Annotated in this window: 14 protein-coding genes; 3 read left to right on the top strand and 11 right to left on the bottom strand. The window is 62.7% G+C overall.

What is annotated here, in order from left to right:
• Positions 1-148 precede the first annotated feature (148 nt).
• From BUB62_RS10960 to BUB62_RS10935, 6 genes are all read right to left on the bottom strand, one after another.
• Positions 149-622: an LptE family protein gene (locus BUB62_RS10960; RefSeq protein ID WP_234988678.1), complete on the bottom strand. Its 474-nt coding sequence runs from the start codon at positions 620-622 to the stop codon at positions 149-151.
• Positions 623-716: 94 nt separating this feature from the next.
• Complete coding sequence (locus BUB62_RS10955; protein ID WP_073109922.1) at positions 717-2048, bottom strand: sigma-54 interaction domain-containing protein; 1332 nt, start codon at positions 2046-2048, stop codon at positions 717-719.
• 44 nt (positions 2049-2092) lie between these two features.
• The gene (locus tag BUB62_RS10950) at positions 2093-2308 is read right to left on the bottom strand and encodes a type II toxin-antitoxin system HicB family antitoxin (protein WP_073109919.1); all 216 of its coding nucleotides are present in this window, start codon (positions 2306-2308) and stop codon (positions 2093-2095) included.
• A gap of 1 nt (position 2309) precedes the next feature.
• Positions 2310-2639 (bottom strand): type II toxin-antitoxin system HicA family toxin, encoded by a 330-nt coding sequence (locus BUB62_RS10945; protein ID WP_073109917.1) that lies wholly within the window; start codon positions 2637-2639, stop codon positions 2310-2312.
• Between the two features lie 2 nt (positions 2640-2641).
• Positions 2642-4084, bottom strand: a complete 1443-nt coding sequence (gene miaB, locus BUB62_RS10940; RefSeq protein ID WP_073109914.1) for a tRNA (N6-isopentenyl adenosine(37)-C2)-methylthiotransferase MiaB — start codon at positions 4082-4084, stop codon at positions 2642-2644.
• A gap of 189 nt (positions 4085-4273) precedes the next feature.
• Complete coding sequence (locus BUB62_RS10935; protein ID WP_073109912.1) at positions 4274-4969, bottom strand: HAD family hydrolase; 696 nt, start codon at positions 4967-4969, stop codon at positions 4274-4276.
• Between the two features lie 69 nt (positions 4970-5038).
• On the opposite strand from BUB62_RS10935, the gene BUB62_RS10930 reads away from it, so the two are divergent.
• Positions 5039-5683 carry a chloramphenicol acetyltransferase gene (locus BUB62_RS10930; protein WP_073109910.1) on the top strand — a complete coding sequence of 215 codons (645 nt, stop codon included), beginning with the start codon at positions 5039-5041 and terminating at the stop codon, positions 5681-5683.
• Between the two features lie 166 nt (positions 5684-5849).
• Here BUB62_RS10930 and BUB62_RS10925 read toward each other — a convergent pair whose 3' ends face one another.
• The 5 genes from BUB62_RS10925 to dctA form a co-directional block, all read right to left on the bottom strand.
• On the bottom strand, positions 5850-7136 hold the full coding sequence (locus BUB62_RS10925) for an anthranilate synthase component I family protein (protein ID WP_234988677.1): 1287 nt from the start codon (positions 7134-7136) through the stop codon (positions 5850-5852).
• Positions 7137-7188: 52 nt separating this feature from the next.
• On the bottom strand, positions 7189-8715 hold the full coding sequence (locus BUB62_RS10920) for a tetratricopeptide repeat protein (RefSeq protein WP_159437445.1): 1527 nt from the start codon (positions 8713-8715) through the stop codon (positions 7189-7191).
• Positions 8716-8847: 132 nt separating this feature from the next.
• Complete coding sequence (locus BUB62_RS10915; RefSeq protein ID WP_073109905.1) at positions 8848-9600, bottom strand: zinc ribbon domain-containing protein; 753 nt, start codon at positions 9598-9600, stop codon at positions 8848-8850.
• On the bottom strand, positions 9590-10690 hold the full coding sequence (locus BUB62_RS10910; RefSeq protein WP_073109904.1) for a Nif3-like dinuclear metal center hexameric protein: 1101 nt from the start codon (positions 10688-10690) through the stop codon (positions 9590-9592). Before BUB62_RS10910 ends, BUB62_RS10915 begins: the two co-directional genes overlap by 11 nt.
• Positions 10691-10731: 41 nt before the next feature.
• The gene (dctA, locus tag BUB62_RS10905; protein ID WP_073109901.1) at positions 10732-12060 is read right to left on the bottom strand and encodes a C4-dicarboxylate transporter DctA; all 1329 of its coding nucleotides are present in this window, start codon (positions 12058-12060) and stop codon (positions 10732-10734) included.
• Positions 12061-12228: 168 nt separating this feature from the next.
• Here dctA and lpxK point away from each other — a divergent pair, with 168 nt between their 5' ends.
• On the top strand, positions 12229-13284 hold the full coding sequence (gene lpxK, locus BUB62_RS10900; protein WP_073109899.1) for a tetraacyldisaccharide 4'-kinase: 1056 nt from the start codon (positions 12229-12231) through the stop codon (positions 13282-13284).
• Between the two features lie 19 nt (positions 13285-13303).
• Positions 13304-15253, top strand: a complete 1950-nt coding sequence (locus BUB62_RS10895; protein WP_159437444.1) for a putative porin — start codon at positions 13304-13306, stop codon at positions 15251-15253.
• The last annotated feature ends 41 nt before the right edge of the window (positions 15254-15294 follow it).

Here is a 15294-nt window from a genome sequence, read left to right as displayed (position 1 = left end):
TTTAGCGGGCGGCAAAAGTGCATCATTTTACCCGGTAAACCCATTCGTATGCTATATATAGATGGCCGACCGGCCGCAAAACCTCGTGGGCTTACCCGCACGGCGCCGGGCCACACCACCGCGGCCCGGTGCCGCGCGAGGTGAATAACTACCAGTTAGCCACCGATTTATTGAAAGCGTCGGTGATAATGTTGGTGGTGATGCGCCGCAGGGAAGTGGGGTCGTTGTTGATGCTGGCCACGTCCTGGGCGGCGGCAAAGTCGCCGTTGCTCTGGAAGGTTTCCTCGAAGTCCTGCTTGGGGTCCTTGGTGTTGGTGAAGCGCACGCGCACCTGAATGGTGAGGCGGTTCACGCCGGCCTGGTCCACGTTGTTTTCGCGCTGAATGGCGGCCGGGGCAAAGTCGTAGGCAATGATCTGGCCCTCAAACTGCAGGTCGCCGTCGCGGGGCACGAGCTTGAGCGTGGTGTTGCGCTGAAAGTAGTCTTTGAACTCCTCGGTGAAGCGCTGAGCCAGAAACGAGGGGCCGTTATCGGCGTTATTCTGGAAGGTCTGGATGGAAATGGTCTTGACTTCCGGATCGATGTTGGTGCCGGTGAACGAGTACACCGAGCAGCCAGTCAATAAGCCGCAAGCTATAAGCTGCAAGCTGCAAGCTAAGAGCATGAACCAACCTTTTGGGGCTTGCCGCTTGGAGCTTGCCGCTTGTAGCTCACTATTATGCTTGTTCCAGATCATATTGTTTCAGCTTACGGTATAAGGTGCGCTCCGAGATGCCGAGGTCGTGGGCGGCATACTTGCGCTTGTTATGGTGCTTTTTGAGGGCTTTGAGGATCATTTCCTTCTCTTTGGCCTCCAGCGACAGGGTTTCTTCCTCCGTTTCGTGCGGAATGTCCTCCACGCGCTGGGGCTCTTCCTCGTAGTCGTCCTCATCGTCCACGGTCATTTCGGGGCGGGGCGTGAGGATGTATTCGGCCGGGCCATCGGCAGAGGTGCCGCGGCTGAGGCGGCTGCCGCCCTCGTAGCCGGCGGCCACGTTGAGGTTGCTGAACAGGTGGCTGTTCTGGCGCAGCAACTCTTGGGCTTCGGCCGGGCGCTGACCAGCGGCCAGGTCGAGCACCAGCTTCTTAAGGTCGGTCATGTCGCGGCGCATATCGAAGAGCACCTTGTAGAGCAGGTCGCGCTCGGAGTAGGTGCCCGTGCCGCCGCCGTCGGCGCTGCCGGTGGCGGCGTGCATGAGCATGGGTAGGCGGCTGCTCTGGTCGGCGGGCAGGTACTGGCGCAGGCGGGGCGCGTCCACGTCGCGCTCGGTCTCCAGCACCGACATCTGCTCGGCCACGTTCTTGAGCTGGCGGATGTTGCCGGGGAAGCGGAAGCGCTGCAGATCCACCACGGCCTCGGGGCTGAGCGCAATCGGCTTCACGCGGTAGCGCTCGGCAAAATCGGTAGCGAACTTGCGGAATAGTAGATAGATATCATCGCCTCGCTCACGCAGTGGTGGAACCGTAATCGGGACAGTGTTGAGGCGGTAATAAAGGTCTTCGCGAAACTTGCCCTCGCGTACCGCATCGAGCAGATTCACGTTGGAAGCGGCCACCACGCGCACGTCGGTTTTCTGCACTTTCGAAGAGCCGACGCGGATAAACTCGCCGTTTTCCAGCACCCGCAGCAGGCGAGCCTGGGTACCCAGCGGCATTTCCCCGATTTCGTCGAGGAAGATGGTGCCGCCGTTGGTCACCTCGAAGTAGCCCTTGCGGGCTTCCTGGGCCCCAGTGAAGGACCCCTTCTCGTGGCCGAACAGCTCCGAGTCGATGGTGCCCTCGGGGATGGCACCGCAGTTGATGGCAATGAACTGCCCGTGCTTGCGCGGCGACAGGGCGTGGATGATCTTGGAAAAGGATTCCTTGCCCGAGCCGCTTTCCCCGCTGATGAGCACCGTCATGTCGGTAGGCGCGACCTGGGCGGCCACCTGAATGGCGTAGTTCAGCGCCGGCGCGTTGCCGATGATGCCGAAGCGCTGCTTAATAGATTGTATTTCGGAGGGTGTCAAGGTCGGGTGGTTTCGTTAACAGACGAAAAACGGCTGTTTTTATTTTAAGCGTAGCGCAGCCGGGCGCGAGGCACCGGAATAGGCCGGTTCAGCTCGCGGGCCGTTTCCAGCCATTCTTCAATGACCAAGGCTACATTGGCCAGGGCCTCAGCCTGGGTGGTGCCATCGGCCATGCAGCCGGGCAGGTCGGGAACTTCAGCCACAAACGCTTCATCATCAGCGCTCCAAAGAATAACAACGGGATATTGGGTGCTGTCCATCTTACTGCTTGGGTTTGCGTTTGAGTGAAACAATGTCCTCGGCCAGCTTCTCTGTGGTAACCCGCAACTGAGGCGTTGGATCCAGTGTCAGGTTGTATTTCTGCAATAAATCCCGCACCTGCTTCACTTGGTACGGCTTAGCCCGGCCCTCAGAGTTGCTTTGCAGATTAATGATTTCCTCCACGCCTGTTCTGGCGAAGATGTGATGGCTGCCTTTCACGCGCTGAGAAAAGCCGAGTTTGAGCAGTAAGCCGCATAAGGCGGCGAAGTCGATGTTCTTATCGGTTTGCGTACTTAGTAAAGCGGCTACAAACTTCTCCAGCTTGCTCATGGCTACTCAACGGAGTCGCCCAGCAACGACCCACCAGTGCCGGTGTGCACGAATACGTTCACGTAGTCGCCCTTCTTGTAGTGCTTCTTGGGGAAGATGACGACCTGGTTCTGGCTGTTGCGGCCGCTGAGGTGCTCCTGACTGCGCTTGGAGAAGTTCTCGACCAGGACGCGGTGCACTTTGCCTACGGCCTGATGGTTGCGGGCGGCGCTGCTTTTCTGCTGTAAGTCAATGATTTCCTGGAGGCGGCGCTTTTTCACGTCCAGCGGAATGTCATCGGCCAGCTTGCGGGCGGCCAGGGTGCCGGGGCGCTCCGAGTAGAAGAACATGTAGGCCATGTCGTACTGCACCCAGTCGATGAGGCTGAGCGTGTCCTGGTGCTCTTCTTCGGTTTCGGAGCAGAAGCCGGCAATCATATCGGTGCTGATGGCGCACTCGGGGCCCAGGATGCGGCGGATGGCCTGCACCCGCTCCTCGTACCAGGGCCGGTCGTAGGTGCGGTTCATTAGCTTGAGAATCCGCGAGTTGCCGCTCTGGGCGGGCAGGTGAATGTACTTGCAGATGTTCTCGTAGCGGCCCATCGTGTGCAACACCTCGTCGGTAATGTCTTTGGGGTGGGAGGTGGAGAAGCGCACCCGCAGCTCGGGGCTGATGCGGGCCACGCGCTCCAGCAACTGGGCGAAGTTGACGTGCTCGGTGCCGTCTTCGGAGGCCCACTTGTAAGAGTCTACGTTCTGGCCGAGCAGGGTTACTTCCTTGTAGCCCTGGGCCACCAGGTCGCGGCATTCCTGCTCGATGCTGTGGGCGTCGCGGCTCCGCTCGCGGCCCCTCGTGAAGGGCACCACGCAGAACGAGCACATGTTGTCGCAGCCGCGCATGATGCTCACGAAGGCGGTGATGCCGTTGGAGTTCAGGCGCACGGGCGTGATGTCGGCGTAGGTTTCGTCGCGGGAGAGCAGCACGTTCACGGCTTTCTGGCCGCCGTCCACTTCCCGGATCAGGTTGGGCAGGTCGCGGTAGGCGTCGGGGCCCACGACCAGGTCCACCAGCTTTTCTTCCTCTAAGAACTTGCTTTTCAGACGCTCAGCCATGCAGCCCAGCACGCCCACCAGCATACCGGGGTTGCGCTTCTTGTGGCTGTTGATCTGTGAGAGGCGCATGCGCACGGTCTGCTCTGCCTTTTCGCGGATGGAGCAGGTGTTCAGCAGCACCAGATCGGCCTCGGCGAGCTGCTCGGTGGTGTCGAAGCCCTCGTCGAAGAGGATGGACGACACGATTTCGGAGTCGGAGAAATTCATCTGGCAGCCGTAGCTCTCGATGTAGAGCTTGCGCTGCCGCCCCGTGCGGGTGGCCGGACTCACGCGCACGTCCTGGGCGGGCTCCGCGCCAGCCGCGGCCGTCGGGGGCGTGTCGAGATAATCTAAGGTGAACAGCTGCTGCGACATAGGAAATACAAACTCAGAAGGAGGGCAAAGGTAGGTTTTTTAGCCCTAAAATGACAGAATGGCAGAGGCGGTGAAATAGTGAGATGGTGAAATGGTGAGTTGACGTTCTGGCGGCGCGGAGCTGCGCGTTTGGCGCAAGTCACGCAGATGGCGCTAACCGAACATCAAACTCACCATTTCACCATCTCACTATTTCACCAGTTCCAGTACCTCGCGCAGGTCCGTGACGGCGTGGAACTCCAGGCCCTCCAGCTTTTCGGGGTCCACGTGCTCGAATATCCAGTTGGCGTGGTAGGGGATGTGCACGGCCCGGAAGCCCAGCTGGGCCACGGGCAGAATATCGGACTTGAGGGAGTTGCCAATCATGAAAAACTCGCCGGGCAGAGCATTGTAGCGGGCCAGGAGGCGCTGGTAAGTGGCCTCATCCTTTTCACTCACGATTTCAACGTAGTCGAAAAAGTCGCCTAGGCCGGAGCGGGCCAGCTTGCTTTCCTGGTCGAGCAGGTCGCCTTTGGTGAGCACCATCAGGCGGTGGCCGCGGCGGCGCAGCTCGGTGAGCACCTCCACCACGCCCGGCAGCGGCTCGATGGTGTAACGCAGCAGATCCTTGCCGATGTCCAGAATCTGCTGAATAGCATGGCCAGTGACGGCACCGTTGGTGAGCTGAATGGCCGTTTCAATCATGGAGAGCATGAACGACTTGGCCCCGTAGCCGAAGAGCGTCATGTTCCGGCGCTGCACGATGTTCAGCTGCTCGCGGATGTGGGCCGGGTCGCCGCAGTGGGCCATTATTTTCAGCAGCCGGGCTTCTACCTGGTCGAAGTGGGGCTGGTTGGACCAGAGCGTGTCATCAGCGTCGAAGGCAATGAGGTGGGGAGCAGACATGGCGGCAAATGCAGAGAAAACCGGCGAAAAAGGCTTCGGCGGGCCGCAAAGTTACCGAACTTGCCGCCCATGAAACAGCTGATTGACCTGACGACCTGGAACCGCCGCGAGCATTTTGCCTTCTTCTCAGCATTTGAAGAGCCCTTTTTCGGCCTGGTGGCGCCCGTCAAGTGTACCGGAGCCCAGGCCGCGGCGAAGGAGCGGGGCGTATCGTTTTTCCTCTACTACCTCTACCACGCCGTGCAGGCGGCCAACGCGGTGCCTGAGTTCCGCACTCGCATCGAAGACGGCCAGGTATATCGATATGACCGGGTGCACGCCTCCGCTACGCTGGGCCGCGCCGACCATACGTTTGCCTTCTCATTCATCGAGCAAAACGATGAGCTAAAGGGCTTCGTAGCGGCCGCCACCGCCGAAATGGAGGCCGTACAAAACAGCACCGGCCTGCGCCTGAGCCCCACCACCGCCCGCGCGGATGTGTTGCACTGCTCGGCCATTCCGTGGGTGCGCTTCAGCGGCCTCACCCACGCCCGCAGCTTCGCTCACCCCGACAGTTGTCCCAAAATATCCTTCGGCCAGCTCTACGAGGAAAACGGCGCGACCTGGATGCCCGTGGCCGTGAATGTGCACCACGCCCTGGCCGACGGCTACCACGTGGGGCAGTTTCTGCAGGAGTTCGAGGCGAGGCTTAGCGGCGAGATGGTGAAATTATAACCTGTCATTGCGAGGAGGCACGACGAAGCAATCCGTCCTGGACAATTAGCCAACCCCTGATTATACAGAAAGCCCTGACGTAAGATCTACGTCAGGGCTTTGCAGTAAAAAGAAGCTTTCTACGTTTCAGAGGACGGATTGCTTCGCTTTGCTCGCAATGACAACTTCACAGCCGTTCAACGCCCAGCACGTCCAGCAGGGCGCGGGCTTTGAGCAGGCACTCGTCGTATTCGCGGGCCGGGTTGGAGTCGTAGGTGATGGCCGAGCCGACCTGGAAGCTGAGGTAGCCGGTGCCGGCGCGGTACTGCAGACTGCGGATGACGACGTTGAAATCGAAGTCGCCGGTGGGAGTGATGTAGCCCAGGCTGCCGCTGTAGAGGCCGCGCTTCGTGCGCTCGTAGTGCTCGATAAGCTGCATGGCCCGGATTTTTGGGGCCCCGGTCATGGAGCCCATCGGGAAGGTGGCGCGTAGAATTTCGGTGAGGTCAACCTCCGGCCGCAGCCGGGCCTGGATGGTCGAAATCATCTGCCAGACGTGGCGGAAGGGGTAGAGGCCGAACAGCTCGGGCACCTGCACGGTGCCGGTCCGGGCCACGCGGGCTAGGTCGTTGCGCACCAGATCCACGATCATCAGGTTTTCGGCCCGCTCTTTCTCGTCGTGGAGCAGCGTGTGGCGCTGCCGCTCGTCTTCGGCCGGCGTGGCCCCGCGGCGGATGGTGCCCTTGATTGGCTGGGAAGTCAGCAACGGCCCTTTCTTCTGCAAAAAACGCTCGGGCGAGGCGCAGAGCAGGTAGCGGTCCTGCCACTTGTAGAAGCCGGCGAAGGGCGTCGGCGACGCCGCGTTCAGGCGCAGAAACGTGCCGACCGGGTCCAGCGCCACGTTTTCGGCGTAAAACTCCTGGCACAGGTTCAGCTCATACACTTCCCCATTCAGAATGTCTTCCCGAATGGCCTCCACCGCCGCCAGATACTCGCGTTTGGGCAGGCGGGGCATCAGTTGAATAGCGGGCAAAGCAGCTTCCGCCGGCACCGGCGTAGCCAGAATAGCTTCCAGCACGCCCGGCGTTTCCCCGTGAATCTCCACCGAATCCGGCTGCCAGACCAGCCAGGTTTCCGGGCTGAAGAAGTGCAGCGCCGGCCATTGCAGCCCATCGAAGTGGCCGCTGTGCAGGGCTTCGATTTCGTTTTTCAGATCGTAGGTCAGAAACCCGCAGCGGGGCGCCGCTGATGGGGCCTGGGCCAGCCAGCCGCGCAAATCGGCCAAAGTAGTGGGAGCGGGGCCAGCTTGAGGTGCCACCGCCAGTAGCCGCTCAAACGGCCCGCCGGGATATTCCAGGCCGTTCGACTCGTAGTAAGCGCAGCAGGCAAACCCGGCCGCCCAGTGCAGGGCGCGGGCGCGAAATTCCGCCCCGGAAACGGGCAGCGCGGCAAAAGAAACTATAAGGGGCAGCAAGGCGGGCGAAGAAAATGAGCAGGGCAGCCGGAGTCTCAAAAGTAGCCAGCCGCTACCGAAGTTTTGCCGCCGGCATACCCGAAAGCGCCACTTTGGCCTTGGCATCGGTGCTGTTCTTGTACTCGTGCTTAGGCGAATCAAGCACCTTCTGAAAGTATACCCGCGCCAGGTTCAGCTGCCCGTCGGCCTGGCAGAGGTAGCCCATCTGTAGCGCCGACTGCGGCCCGAAGTAGTACGGCGCTTTGCCGGCCAGCGCAATGGTACGGGTGTAAAACAGCCGGGCCGAATCCAGGCGGCCCAGGCCCTGGTAGGCGCGGGCGCGGCGGTAGGGGTCTTCCAGCCGGTCGCGCAGGCCGGTGGCGGGCGTGGCCGCGAAGCCGCGCAACGTGGCCAACGCCTCGCGGTAGTAGCCTCCATCAATCTGCAGGCGGGCGCGGGTGAGAGGGCGGCTCAGCGGCAGCTTGTCCTCGAAGAAGCGCTGGGCATACTTATCTTCTTCCAGCTCGGTGCGGCCCCCGGCCCCGATCTGGCGGCGGTACTGCTCGGCGGCCGGCGCGTCATTGCCCAGCCAGGCCGCCAGATAAAGCTTGAAGGCGGCATCCTTGCGGTAGTGCACGCCGCGATACTGCTGCAGGAACTGCTGGTTTTCGCGCTGCGAAGCCGCGTACTGGCCCTGGTACAGCAGCAAATCGGCGGCCATGTGGTGCAGATAGGGCACGGGCAGATAGGCCGGGCCGGTGGGGCGGGCGCGGTAGGCCGCCAGCGCCGCGCCGGTATGGTGCTGGCGCTTGTTGAGGCTGATGGACAGGTAGCTAAATAGTAGATTATCGGGCTGTTGGGTGGCCAGGCGGCTCACCAGCAGCACGGCTTCGTCGGCACTTTTGTAGTAGGTTTCCTGCACCAGCGCCAGAATAATCTGAGCTTCGGGCTGAAAATCGTTGGGCTGCCGGGCGGCGGCCCGCAGGTTCTGCAGGCCCAGCTCCACGCTGCCCGGCAGCCCCAGCAGCTTCAGAAACCAGCGGTAGCCCTCGGGCAAGGAGCCAATAAAGAACTGCATCATGCCCAGCGTTTTGCGGGCCGGCAAGAAATCGGGGTAGCGCTGCACTGTGGCCTGCATCTGCTGATACGCCTGCCGCAGATTCCACGCGCCCTGCACTTCGTGCTGAAAGGCCACTTGCGCGGCGGCCTGGTGCAGCCGGATTTCGGCGCGGGCGTAGTCGCGCAACGGCCCGCGCTCCGCCGATTTTTCCAGCACCGCCAGCCGGCGGCTCTGGGCCATCGTCACGGTCTCGTAGCGGCTGGCATCCTGCGAAATCATCAGCTCCACGAAGTCGGTGCAGTCGGCGACCAGTAGCGCGCCGGCGGCGGCGGGCTGACGCTTCAGCTCGGCCTGCAGCAGCGCGCGAGCCGACTCCGTCCGTAGCTTAAACAGCTCATTGTAAGCCTGCCGGGAGGTAGATGATAAAGTGCTGATTGATGAAGCGGTGGCCGGCCCGGCCGGAGCCAACGGCCCGCTGATTTCCTGGCGGGGCCGAAGCGTGACCGCCGCGCACGGCCCCGCCAGGCCGGCGAAAACCACCGCCCCCCAGACTGCCAGATGCCTCGCCATGCTGCCGTTCGCTCGCCCTTTTTTCACTGCCGTATTCCCAATAAAAAAGGAACGGCGGGGGGCCGTTCCTTTCTCAAAATTCAACCAGCCACTAGTGGCTGCCTAGGCTACTGCCTTCAAATCCACATCGGCCAGCACGCGGCCACAATGCTCACACACGATGATTTTCTTGTGCGAGATAATGTCGGCTTGGCGCTGCGGGGGCACCGTGTTGAAGCAGCCGCCGCAGGCGTCGCGCTTCACCGTTACCACGGCCAGGCCGTTGCGCACATTGCCGCGGATGCGGGTGTAGGCCGTCAGCAGGCGCTCCTCGATGGGTTTCACGGCCTTCTCGCGCTCATCCATTAGCTTCTTCTCATCGGTTTCGCTTTCGCCCACGATGGTCTGCAGCTCGGTGTTCTTGTTGGTGAGGTCTTTCTTCCGCTCATCGAGGCGCTGCTTAGTGCCGGCGATGTCGTTGTTTTTTACCTCAATCTGGTACTGGGCTTCCTTGATCTTCTTCTCCGAAATCTGAATTTCGAGGCGCTGCAGCTCAATTTCCTTGGCAATGGCCTCGTACTCGCGGTTGTTGCGCACGTTCTGCTGCTGCTCCTCATACTTCTTAATGAGGCCGTCGGCGTCCTTGGCGTTCTGCTTGCGCTGCTTGATCTGGTCGTTGAGTCCCTGAATTTCTTCGTCGAACTTGCTCACGCGCACCTCGTAGCCGGCAATTTCGTCCTCCAGGTCGCGAACCTCTTCGGGCAAGTCACCGCGCACGCGCCGGATTTCATCGAGCTGCGAGTCGAGGCGCTGCAGATTCAGAAGAGCTTCCAGCTTGCTGGCAACGGTGGTTTCCGTGGAGGAGTTAGAAATCATAACGGACAGGGTTGGTGAGGGTCTGGGCAATTAAGACCGCAAAAGTACTTCCAAAGTTCGCGTGAAGCAAATCCTGGAACAGCTCCCCGGTGAATTGTTCGCTCTCAAAATGCCCCACGTCGCAGAGCATCAGCCGGCCCTCGGCCCCGAAATACTCGTGGTATTTCAAGTCGCCGGTCACGAAGGCCTCGGCCCCGGCGGCGCGGGCTTTACCGATCAGGAAGCTGCCCGCGCCCCCGCACAGGGCCACTGTTTTGATAGGTTTTTCAAACTCCGTGTGCTTCACCACCGGCACCCCCAGCGCATGGCGCAGCCGCCGCCGAAACTCGGCCGGGGGCAGCGGCTCGGCCAGCTCGCCCACCATGCCAGAGCCCACATCCTGGTGCGTATTTTCCAGCTTAATCAGCTCGTAGGCAACCTCTTCGTAAGGATGCGCCTGCCGCAACGCCGCCAGCACGCGGCTGTGCAGGTGCAGCGGCAGCAGCACTTCCAGGCGCTGCTCGGCGGTGGTTTCGGGCTGACCCACGGTGCCCAGGAAGGGCGTGGTGCCGGGGCCGGGCGTGAAGGTGCCCACACCGTCGGAGCGGAAGCTGCACTCGGCGTAGTCGCCCACGTGGCCGGCCCCGGCGGCGTAGAGCGCCTGCAAAATGGCCTCGGAGTGGGCGGGTGGGGCGTAGGTGATGAGCTTGCCGAGCGTGCCGGTTTTGGGGTCCAGAATGCGCAGGTTCGTCAGGCCCAGCTTGGCGGCCAGCTGGCGGTTCACGCCGTGGCGCACATTGTCGAGGTTGGTGTGGGCGGCGTAGATGGCCACGTCGTTTTTAATGGCCCGGATGAGCGTCTGCTCCACCTCATTGGCCCCGGTGAGGCGCTTGAGGGGCTTAAACACCACCGGATGGTGGGCCACCACCACGTTGCAGCCCCGCCGGATGGCCTCGTCCACCACGGCCGGGGTGCAGTCCAGGGCAATGAGCACGCCGGTTATGTCGGCCCGCGGGTCGCCGCACTGCAGGCCGGCATTGTCGTACGATTCCTGGTAGGCGAGGGGCGCGGCCTGTTCGAGCACGCGGGCGAGGTCAGCAACGGTAGCCATTCTTTGGGAATTTTGAATGTTGAATTATAAATTGGGCGGGCTCAGTGGGGCACTTCTACGCGGGGCAGCAGGGCGGCGGGTTCGGCGCGTTCCTGCTCGGGCACCGAGCGTCCCAGCAGGGCCAGCCGGTGGCGGGCCTCGTCAAATTCGCCCTCGCTTTTGGCCACCACCAGCGTGGCAACGCCATTGCCGATGACGTTGGTAATGGCCCGCGCCTCACTCATAAACCGGTCGACGCCCAGCAGCAGGGCCACGCTTTCCACCGGCACCAGGCGGGTGGCCGCCAGCGTGGAGGCCAGCACGATGAAGCCCGAGCCCGTGACCCCCGCCGCGCCCTTGCTGGTAACCATCAGAATGGCAATCAGGGTGAGCTGCTGGGACAGGGAAAGCGGGATATGGAAGGCCTGGGCCAGGAAAATAACGGCAATGGAGAGGTAGATGGACGTGCCGTCGAGGTTGAAGGAGTAGCCCGTCGGAATCACCAGGCCGGCCACCGAGCGGGAGCAGCCGTAGCGCTCCATCTTATCAATCATGCGCGGCAGCGCCGACTCCGAAGAGGACGTGCCCAGCACCAGCAGAATTTCTTCCCGAATGAAGCGCAGGTACGGCCCCAGGCGCAGCTTGTAGGCGCGCAGAATCAGATTCAGCACTCCGAAAATAAACATGAACATGGTGGCATAGACCACCAGCAGCAGCTTGCCCAGGGGCAGCAGCGAGGCCACGCCGTATTTGCCAATGGTGTAGGCCATGCCCGCAAAGGCCCCGACGGGGGCTAGCTTCATGACCAGCGCCAGCACCCCGAACATGGCGTGCGAGAGCCGGTCGAAGGTTTTGACCAGCGGCTGGGCATACTCGCCCATCCGATTGAGAGCCAGCCCGAAAAGCACCGAAAACAGCAGCACCTGCAGAATGTCGCCCTTAGCAAAAGCCCCCACCACGTTGTCGGGTATGATGTGGGTGAAGAAGGCCACCCAGTCCATCTCGCCGGCCTGGGCGGTGAACTTGGCCGCTTCCGCGGCTTTTTTCGCGTCCTGCAGCACGGCCTGGGCCGTTTCCTGCACGCCCGCGCCGGGCTGGGCCAGGTTGGCCACCACCACCCCAACGCCCAGGGCCAGCGTGGTTACCACTTCGAAATAAAGCAGGGCCTTGCCGCCCACGCGCCCCACCTTCTTGAGGCTGCCCATGCCCGCAATGCCCAGCACTACCGTCAGGAAAACGATGGGGGCAATCAGCATTTTGATGAGGCTGATAAAGGTATCGGCTACCGGCTTCAGCGCGGCCCCCACGGCCGGAAACAGCGCCCCGACGGCCACCCCCAGAGCAATGGCCGTGAGCACCTGCACGGTAAGGTTGGTGTAGGCTCGTTTCATTTTGGGAAGCAGCAGATAAGGGAGGGCGAATGACGGGCGGCAATTTCTACATTTCCGCAGAACCGCAGAAACACCCGGCGGCCGGGCGGCGGCCCCGGTGCGGGATTTCGCTACCGGGATTGAGGAAGTAGGCGTACTTTTGCGGTTCCGCGTTTCCGCCGCCAGTTTATGCCCCACCCGCTCGCCCTGCTGCTGCTGCCTTTTGCCTGGCTCTATGCCCTGGTGCTGCGCGTGCGCAACTGGCTCTACGACAGCGGTCTGAAAGCCTCGGCGGCCTACGCGGTGCCCGTGGTGAGCGTGGGCAACCTGCGGGCCGGGGGCACGGGCAAGACGCCCCACGTGGCTTGGCTGATTGCGCAATTGCGCCAGAGCGGCGAAAAGCCGGCCATTCTGAGCCGGGGCTATGGCCGCCGCACCCGCGGCTACCTGCGGGCCGATGCCGCCGCCACCGCCGCCACCATCGGCGATGAGCCGCTGCAGCACTACCAGGATTTCGGGGGCCAGGTGCCGGTGGCCGTGTGCGAAAACCGCCGCCTGGGTATTGATACCTTATTGCGCACCGAGCCCGCCCTGACGGCCGTGGTGCTCGACGATGCCTACCAGCACCGCCGCGTGCGGCCCGTGCTCAATATATTGCTCATGGAGCAGGAGCGACCCTTTTACCACGACTTTGTGCTGCCCGCCGGCCGCCTGCGCGAAAGTCGCCACGGAGCCGCCCGCGCCGATGTGGTCATCGTGACCAAGTGCGCGGCCGACCTTTCCGTGGCCGACCAGGCCGCCATCACGGCCCGCATCCGGCGCTACAGCCGGCCGCGGGTGCCGGTGCTGTTTTCGACCTACGACTACGGCGCGCCGGTGGCGGTGGGGGCTTCGGCCGCGCCCGCCGGCCGCGAAATCGTGCTGCTGACCGGCATTGCCCAGCCCGGCCCGCTGCGGGGCTACCTGACCGCCGCCGGCTACCAAATTCGGCACCACGCGGCCTTCGCCGACCACCACGCCTTCACCGCGGCCGACATTGCGGCGGTGGCCGGGCAATTACAACCCGGCCAGAGCGTTTTTACCACCCAGAAGGATGCCGTGCGCCTGCTGGAACCGGCGTTGCGGCCCGCGCTGGCCGGGTTGCCCGTTTTCTACATTCCCATCGAAGTACGGTTTCTGGCCGACGGCGCTGCCCGTCTCCGGAGCCTGCTCCCGCCTTTATTTCAGCCCCAAGCTGTTGTCTGATCTGCTGTTGCCTCTGAATATGTGCCTTCGCCGGGCGCGCCGCCGCTTCGTGCTGCCGGCGCTGCTGCTGCTGTGGCTGCCCCTGAGCCTGCGGGCCCAGATCGTCGATGACTCGACCAAGGTGCTCTACGGCGCCAAAACCACCCGCGTGCTCTACGAGGCCGATATTCTGCGCGAGCAGTACGAGGGCCGCATCGTGGATACCACCCTGACCAGCATTCATCAGCAGCGCAACTGGTTTCACGACAGTACGTTCCAGCAGGATCTGGGCAACGTGGGCACGGCCTCGCACCGGCTGCTGTGGCAGACCAACACCCAGCTCGGGGCCCGGCTGGGCCGCACCGTGTTCGACAAGTACGCCCGCGACGCGGCCACCATACCGTTCTACGATACCAAGTCGCCCTACACGTTTTTTCGCTACAACCAGAGTGGCGTGGGCGAACAGGTGTTTGAGCTGTCGTATAGCCGCAGCATTGGCCGGCAGGCCAATATCGGAATGGCCTTTGAGCGGTTTGCGTCCAACAAATCGGTGGCTACCGCGCCCGGCAACCGCGAGGCGATGTCGGAGCATAATAACGTGCTGTTCTTCACCCGCTTCCAAAGCAAAGACGACCGCTACCACGCACTGGCGAGCTTCGGCACCGCCCGCCACCGCGCCGTGGAGCAGGGCGGCATCCGGCCCCAGCCCACCGATTCGTTTCCGCGCGACCTGTTCGGCTACGACCGGGAGCGGGTCTGGCTCACGCAGGCCCTGAACCGCGACGACCGGGACCAGGGCCGCCTGGTGCATACCTACCGCCTGCTGGGCCGCGGCCTCACCGTGTATCATCTCTTCGACTGGAGCCGGCAGCTTAACAAATACACCGACACCTTCACGCCGGCTCAGCGCGATGCGCAGGGGCGGCTGCTGTTTTATCCGCCAGCTCCGCGGCTGAGCAACATCGGCACCGATGACCGGGCCGAGCTGCGGCAGCTGGAAAACGCGGTGGGCGTGCTGGGCCGCACTGAGGCCGTGGAATACCGCCTGTATGCCCGCTACCGCAATGGCCGGCTGATTTCGCGCGCCCTGGTGGGCGAAAACGGCCTGAACGAGCCCGGCGTGGTGCGCCCCATTCTGCCCGATGCCACGTTTGGGCAGCTGTTTGTGGGCGGCACGGCGGCCTTCCGCTACCGCAGCCTGGTGGCCGTTCAGACGGCCGGCGAGCTGAAGCCCTCGGCCACGCTGGGCCAGACTGAGTACTGGCTGCGGGCCACCGCCCGCCTGGGCCCGCTCAGCGGCGAGCTGCTGAATTCGTCGTATGCGCCCACGCTCACCCAGCAGCGCTTCAGCGGCAACCACTACGCCTGGGACCACACCGTAGCCGACAGCGCCTTCGACAATACCAACGTGCAGCAGCTCAGCGCCCGCCTCGCGCAGACGCTGGGCCGGCAACGCCTGGAGCTGTCGGGCAGCGTGGTCAATATTGCAAAGCTGGTCTACTACAACCAGAACGCCCGCCCCGCGCAGCTCACGGGCTCCAAGCAACTGCTCATCGGCACGCTGCGACACTGGCTGCAGCTGGGCCACGTTTTCGCCGACAACCAGGCCACTTACACCTACAGCCCCGACGAGCGCGGCGTGCGCATTCCGCGGCTGGTGACCAACAGCAAGCTGTATTACCAGAGCTACATTTTCAAAAAGGCCCTGTTCAGCCAGGTAGGGGTGGAAATGTACTACCAGTCGAAGTTCAAAGGCTACGCCTACAGCCCCAGCACCCAGCAATTTTACCTCCAGGATGCCTTCACCATCCGCAACTACCCGCTGGTGGACGTGTACCTGAACACCGACATTAAAACCGTGTCGCTGTTTCTGAAAATGGCTTACGTGAACCAGTATCTGCTCAATAAGGACGGCTATTTCACCACGCCTTACTACACCGGCCTGCCGCGCCGCTTCCAGTTTGGCCTGCGGTGGCAGTTCTTTGATTAACCAGCTGCTTTGCCGGCCATCGGGCTGCTTCCGCCGGCCCG

The sequence above is a fragment of the Hymenobacter daecheongensis DSM 21074 genome, assembly GCF_900141805.1.
In the GTDB taxonomy this organism is placed as follows: domain Bacteria; phylum Bacteroidota; class Bacteroidia; order Cytophagales; family Hymenobacteraceae; genus Hymenobacter; species Hymenobacter daecheongensis.
The sequence above is the reverse complement of the archived record's forward strand: the minus strand, read 5'-3'. Positions and strand labels throughout refer to the sequence as shown.

Bases quoted from the DNA above. Each gene is read 5' to 3' on its own strand.
- BUB62_RS10950 (WP_073109919.1), bottom strand. From the start codon at position 2,308: ATGGACAGCACCCAATATCCCGTTGTTATTCTTTGGAGCGCTGATGAT.
- BUB62_RS10945 (WP_073109917.1), bottom strand. From the start codon at position 2,639: ATGAGCAAGCTGGAGAAGTTTGTAGCCGCTTTACTAAGTACGCAAACC.
- miaB (WP_073109914.1), bottom strand. From the start codon at position 4,084: ATGTCGCAGCAGCTGTTCACCTTAGATTATCTCGACACGCCCCCGACG.
- BUB62_RS10935 (WP_073109912.1), bottom strand. From the start codon at position 4,969: ATGTCTGCTCCCCACCTCATTGCCTTCGACGCTGATGACACGCTCTGG.
- BUB62_RS10930 (WP_073109910.1), top strand. From the start codon at position 5,039: ATGAAACAGCTGATTGACCTGACGACCTGGAACCGCCGCGAGCATTTT.
- BUB62_RS10915 (WP_073109905.1), bottom strand. From the start codon at position 9,600: ATGATTTCTAACTCCTCCACGGAAACCACCGTTGCCAGCAAGCTGGAA.
- BUB62_RS10910 (WP_073109904.1), bottom strand. From the start codon at position 10,690: ATGGCTACCGTTGCTGACCTCGCCCGCGTGCTCGAACAGGCCGCGCCC.
- dctA (WP_073109901.1), bottom strand. From the start codon at position 12,060: ATGAAACGAGCCTACACCAACCTTACCGTGCAGGTGCTCACGGCCATT.
- lpxK (WP_073109899.1), top strand. From the start codon at position 12,229: ATGCCCCACCCGCTCGCCCTGCTGCTGCTGCCTTTTGCCTGGCTCTAT.
- BUB62_RS10895 (WP_159437444.1), top strand. From the start codon at position 13,304: ATGTGCCTTCGCCGGGCGCGCCGCCGCTTCGTGCTGCCGGCGCTGCTG.